The organism is Actinophytocola sp., assembly GCF_036555685.1.
GTDB lineage: Bacteria > Actinomycetota > Actinomycetes > Mycobacteriales > Pseudonocardiaceae > Actinophytocola.
The window spans coordinates 24,429-30,632 of sequence record NZ_DATBKY010000271.1 but is presented as its reverse complement, the minus strand read 5'-3'; the positions used below and the strand labels follow the sequence as shown (position 1 = coordinate 30,632).

The window sequence follows — 6,204 nt, the reverse complement described above, 5'->3', positions numbered from 1 at the left end:
CAGCACATCGGGTGCCTCCTCGGTGAGGAACCGCTCCCGGCAGTGCCCCTGCCAACGCAGGTAGTTCGTGTAATACACGTTCCCGACGAAGTTCGTCTCCTCGAACCCCACCCGATGCCGAAGCTCGTAGTACCCAGACATGCCGGCCGCTACTCCTCTCCCGCCAGCACGGCGAACACCACGGGGGCGGCCAGACCGTTGAGCGTGGTCACCCACGTGGCGATCCGGGCGTCGCCCGCGGCCAGCACGACCCAGCCGTCGGCCTCGACCCGGTCGAGGGTGAGCACCCGCGTCGGGTCGCCGGTCTTGCGCAGGCACTCCAGCGCCGCCCACGCCCGGGTGGCGGCCACGTCGGCGTCCTCACCGGACTCGGACACCACCAGGTCGCGGATGCGCAGCAGCCCGTCGCCGAGCAGCCCGGCCCAGGCCTCCTCGCCGCGGTGCACGACCGTCTCGACGTCGCAGCCGAGCCGGCCCGAACCGGTCACCGCCAGCGTCACGCCGCCGCCGTGGGACGCCGAGATCGCGGCGCCTTCCAGCTCCGGCTTCCCGTCCGGCCGGTGGCGCACGGTGACCGGCCGGCCGACCGAGCGGCCCGCGGCGAGCGTCGTCTGCGTCCGCCGGTCCCAGCCCTCGCCCACCGGGTCCGGCTCGACCACGACCGCGCGGCTGCCGCCGAGCACCCGCTCCAGCGAACGCTCCACATAGGACCCCAAGACCGCGGGCACCCACGGGCCGGCGCTGTCCTTCTTGCGCACCGCGCGCAAGGTCAGGCCCTGCCAGCGTTCGACGATCTGCCCCGAGGGGTCGAGGACGTCGATGTCGTAGACGTAGCTGTCGCCGTCCTGCGACCGCTCACGAGCGTCCATGACCACGAACTCGGCGTCCTGGGCGGCCGCCCCGGACAGGTACAGCTTCTCCACGCCCTGCGGCAGCAGCGTCGCATCCGGCACGCAGCACTGGATCGAGTGCATCACCGCGTCCCGGGTGCCGGGATCGGCCAGCACCAGGTCCTGCGGCAGGTACGGCGCGAACCACGGCGCCGGCGTGGTGGTCGACAGCTCGGCCACCGCGTGCCGCGCACTCGCCCGCCGGTAGTTGAGCAGGCGCTGGAACCGCTTGCCCTGGAAGAGCACCCCGCCGTACAGCTCGGCGATCGGGTCGACCGGCACGGACGGCAGCCGGGTGGCCTCCCGCGACGGACCCTCGTCGGGCAGGGCCGGCTGCGGCAGCCGCAGCGTGGCCCGGAAGTGGTCGGCGCCGAACCCGGTGTCCTCGGCACGGATGGCCACCTGAACCGTCTCCGCGTCGCGGACCAGAGCCGCCAGCCGCAGGGTCGCCGTGCTGCCCGGCCGGACCACGATCGGCCGCAGGAACTCGACGTCCTCGAGCAGCGGCGAGCCGGTCCGCTCGAGCACGGCAGTCGCGACCTGGGTCATCGCCTCCATGCCGAGCACCGCCGGGAACAGCAGGTCGCCGTCCAGTTCGTGGTCGGACAGGTAGGGGTCGCTGCCCGGGGACAGCTCGACCTCGGTGATCAGCTCGATGCTCGGGTAGTGCACGACCACGCGGTCGACGAACCGGGTGAGCGGCAGCTCCTCGCCGGCGTCCAGCGGCAGCGTGGGCAGCCCGCCCATCCGGCCCGCGATCGTCAGCACCGGGCCCGCCGACGGGTCGGCGAGGATCTGGCGCAGCACCGCGAGGCCGTTGTCCAGCGAGACCGGCGTGATGCCGTCGCGCACCAGCGCCTCGACCACGCCGAGCTTCTCGCCCATGCCGGCGCCCGACCAGACCGACCACTCCATCGCGAGTGCCCGCGCCTGCGGGTGCGCGCGCTGGAAGTCGACGGTCAGCTCGGTCATCCAGTCGTTGGCGGTCGAGTAGTGCGCCTCGCCCTTGAGCCCGGCCCGGCCGATGATGCTGCCGAACGTCACCAGCAGCTTGATCTTGTCCTCGTCCACGGCGTCCAGCACCGTGCGCAGGCCCGTGATCTTCGGCGCGAGCGTCTTCTCGAAGTCGTCGTCGGTCAGGTTCGCCAGCGCGCCCGGCACGTTGCGGCCTGCGCCGTGCATGACCGCGGTGACCGGGCCGAGGTTCGCCTCGAACCGCGCCACCGCCGCGGCCACCTGCGCCGCGTCGGTGACATCGGCGCGCTCGTACTGGTGGACGATGCCGGCCGCGGCCATGCGCGCCAGGTTCTCCGTCAGCTCCTCGTCGCCGTCGGCTTCGTCGCGGCCGACGAGCGCGAGCTTCGCGCCCGAGTCCTTGGCCATGACCAGCGCGCACTCCGCGGTGATGCCCTTGCCGCCACCGGTGACCAGCAGGACGTCCGAGGCGTCCAGCGGGGACCCGGTGCGCGGCTGCGCGGGCGCCTGCACCACGCTCAGCACGGGCGTCGTGCGCGTGCCGTCGGCCTCGTACCGGACCTCGCTGAAGGCCGTCGTCGCCGCGGCCTCGGTGAGCACCCGCTGGACGGCCTCGTCCACCCCGGCCGCTGTTTTCGGCGCGAGGTCGGGAAGCGTGACGATGGTGACCGCCACGCCCGAGGCCTCCAGGAACGCGGTCCGGGCCAGGCCCGACGCGCCGTACTTGCCCTGCACCACGACGAACCGGCTGCCCTCGGGCGCGCCGACGGCCTCCTGACCCGCCTTGCGGAACAGTCCGGTGTGCTCGGTGCCGTCGCCCGGCAGGCACAGCAGCACGCCGTCGCCGATGCCGGACTCGGCAAGCGCGACCTGCAGCCGCTCGGCGAGCGGGTGGCCGGCGGGCGCGAACACCTGCCAGGTGCCGACCGGGCCGGTGCCGATGTCGACCCGCGGGGTGCGGGCGGGCACGTAGTCGACGGAGAACGGCCGCACCCACGGCGCCACACCGTCCACCTGGGCCTTGCCGCCCAGGCCACCGCCGCCGTCCTGCGCGTTCTGCGCCTGCTCGTCGATCAGGTCGCTGAGCTCGCCGAGCGTCACGGTGGCGAAGTTCGTCGTCATCTCCAGCGTCGGCAGGCCGAGCTGGCGGGTGACGTCGTTGACCAGCTGCCCGACGGTGATCGAGCTCAGGTGCAGGTCGTCGAGCGGGTGGGTCGCCGCGGTCACGGTGTCCAGCGGCAGCTCGACGCGCTCGGCGGCGAGCTGGCGCAGCAGGTCGAGCGTGTTCCGGCCGTCTTCGGCGGCCTCGGTCTCGGCCGACTCACCCGCCGCCGGGACGACGGCCGGCTCCTCGCCCGGCAGGACCAGGCCGACCGCGAGGTCGGGTGCGGCCTCGCACGGGCTGGACAGGAAGCCCCACTCGCCGTCCAGCGGCAGCGGCCGCAGCACCCGGTCGGCGTGCAGCGCGCCGGTGTCGACCGTGGCGCCCAGGGCGAACGCGGCGCCGACGACCGACAGCAGCGAGCCGAGCGACTGGCTGTCGGTGTCGACGGCCAGCACCGGCGTGCCGGGCGCGATGTCCTTCGTCAGGCCGGTGAGTACCCGGCCGGGGCCGACCTCGACCGCGAGGGCCGCGCCCTCGACCGCCTTCGCCGCCGCCTCGTGGAAGCGGACCGGCTGCACGATCTGGTCGCGCAGCAGCGTGCGCAGGTCCGTGCCCGGGTCGAGCACGTCACCGGTCACGGTGGACACGACGGCACGGGCCGGCCGGTCGAAGGTGAACTCGGCCAGCCGCTCGGTCATCGCCGTCGCCGCGGGCTCGACCAGCGGCGAGTGGAACGCGTGCGAGACGTTGACCCGGGTGGCGGTCACGCCCGCGGCCCGCGCCCGCTCGCACACGCGGTCCACGGCGCCCGCGTCACCCGCGATGACCGTCTGCTGTGGACCGTTGTAGCCGGCGATCACCACGGGGTCGTCCCCGAACAGCTCCTGCGCGCGGTCCGGCGTGGTGGCGAGGCCCGCCATCGCGCCGCCGCCCTGGCTGGCGTTGGCCATGACCCGGCCGCGAGCCGTGGCCAGGCGCAGCACGTCGTCGTCGCTCAGCGCGCCGGCCCACGCCAGCGCGGTCAGCTCGCCGAGGCTGTGCCCGACCGCGACGTCCGCGTCCACGCCCAGCGACCGCAGCACCCGCAGGGCCGCGACGGACCCGGCGACGATGCGCGGCTGGGCCACCTCGGTCGCCGTCTGGTCGCCGCCCGCCGGCACCGCGGCCCGCGTGAACACGTCGTCCGCGGCGGCGAAGCGGCGCGCGAGCGCGCCCGTCCCGCCACGCCCGGACCCCTGCCCGGGGAACAGGTAGGCGATCTTCGGCGCGTCCTGCCCGCGGCCGAGGTACACGCCGTCCGCGGTGAACAGGCGCTCCTCGCCCGCGTCGAGCGCGCCCAGCAGCCGGTCGAGCTTGCCGGCGGCGTCCTCGGGGCTGGTGGCCACGATCGCGGCCCGCACCCGGCCGCCCGACAGCTGCCCGGCGAGCGTCGCGGACAGGTCGGCGAGCTCGGCGTAGGACAGGTCCGGCGCCAGCGCGGCGGCCTCCGCCACGCGCTCGCGCAGCGCGACGTCGCCCGCGCCGTCGAACAGCAGCAGCTCGGCGTCCTGCCGGGTGCCGACGATCGTCGCCGCCCGGCTGGGCACCTCCGCGCGCCGCTCGACACCCGGCGCGCCCTCGAGCGCGATGTGGGTGTTGATGCCGCCGAAGCCCATCGCCGACACGCCGGCGCGGATCGGCTGGTCGGCCGGCCACAGCTCGGCCTCGCTCGGCACGTACAGCGCCGCGGTGTCGCCGGTGAGCGTCGGGTGCGGGTCGTAGTGACCGGTGCCCGGCGGGATGACCTGGTGGTGGATCGCCAGCGTCGCCTTGATCAGGCCGGCCACGCCCGCGGCGGCCTTGGTGTGGCCGAAGTTGCCCTTGACCGAGCTGAGCGCGGCCGGGCGGGCGAGCGGGTTCGCCTCCAAGCGGGCGCTGGACAGCGCCTTGATCTCGGTGGCGTCGCCGACCGCGGTGCCCGTGCCGTGACCCTCGAAGTAGGACACCGTCTCCACGCCGTACCCGGCGCGCTCGTAGGCGCGGGTCAGCGCGAGCACGTGCCCGTCGGCCTCCGGCCGGGTGATCCCGCCCTTGCCGTCGGAGGAGATGCCCCAGCCGGTGATCGAGGCGTAGATCCGCAGGCCCCGCGCGATGGCGTCCTCCTCGCGCATCAGCACGATGACGCCGGAGCCCTCGCCGGGCCAGAAGCCGTTGGAGTCCTTGTCGTAGATCTTCATCTCGCCGGTGGCGAGGGCGCCGGTCTTGGCGAAGCCGATCACCTCGAACGGGTCGATCGACAGGTCGACGCCGCCCGCGAGGGCCACGTCGAGGTCGCCGTCCGCGAGCGCCTTGGCCGCGGTGGCGACCGCCAGCAGCGAGGACGAGCAGGCGCCGTCGACGGTGAAGCCGCCGCCACCGAGGTCGAAGTGGTTGCAGATGCGGCCGGCGATCGTGTTGGCCAGCCCGCCGGCGAGCGAGTCCTCGTCGATCGGTGGGAACGGGGCCTTGTAGACCGGCTCGAGGTCGCGCAGGAAGGCACTGGTCTCCTCGTCGTCCCAGCCCTTCGCGGCCAGCGCGGCGGCGACCGTGCGGCGCACGTACGGCCAGCGCAGCCGCATCAGGTTGGCCCGGGAGAACTCACCGGTGAGGCTGTTGCCGACGACCACGCCGGTCGCGTGGCGCGGCAGCCCCTCCGCCTCCGGGAAGCCGGCGTCCTCCAGGGCCGTCGCGGCGACGTCGAGGGCGAGCCAGTGCGCGAGGTCGGTCGCCCGGTAGGTGCTACCGGCGACCTTGTACTTCACGCGGTCGAACTCGAAGTTCCGCAGCACGGCAGCCTTGCCGGAGTAGAACCGGTCCGGAGCGTCCGGGTCCGGCGAGTAGTAGTCCGCCTTGTTCATCCGCTCGTCGGGCAGCCTGCGGAACGCTCGGCGGCCGGCCAGGATGTTGTCCCAGAGGTCCTCGGTGCTGCCGGCGTCCGGATAACGAAGTCCGATACCGACGATCGCGATCCGTTCGGTGCTCAAATCTTTACCGCCTAGTTCTCGGTGGCCACCCGGCCTGAAATCAGCGCGCCAACGCGCTGGCCGCATATTTCGCGGCAATCCGGCCGAATCCGGCGACTCGACACACGATTTGGCTATCGTCGTCAAGGGTGCATCAGCCGCATAGCGAACACCTTCTCCTCGTGTGCGGTTCGCATACTTCTTCGACATTGCCGCTTACGCGAGATTGGCATGTTGGAGGGATGGCAACGGC

General features: G+C 73.6%; 1 protein-coding gene and 1 pseudogene. Both read right to left on the bottom strand.

The genetic code is table 11. The features are described 5' to 3' along the window. A pseudogene (locus VH969_RS27680) lies at positions 1-141 on the bottom strand (acyl-CoA thioesterase); the annotation flags it as partial. Between the two features lie 8 nt (positions 142-149). After that, on the bottom strand, positions 150-5,972 hold the full coding sequence (locus VH969_RS27675) for a type I polyketide synthase (RefSeq protein ID WP_331979449.1): 5,823 nt from the start codon (positions 5,970-5,972) through the stop codon (positions 150-152). Positions 5,973-6,204: the final 232 nt, after the last annotated feature.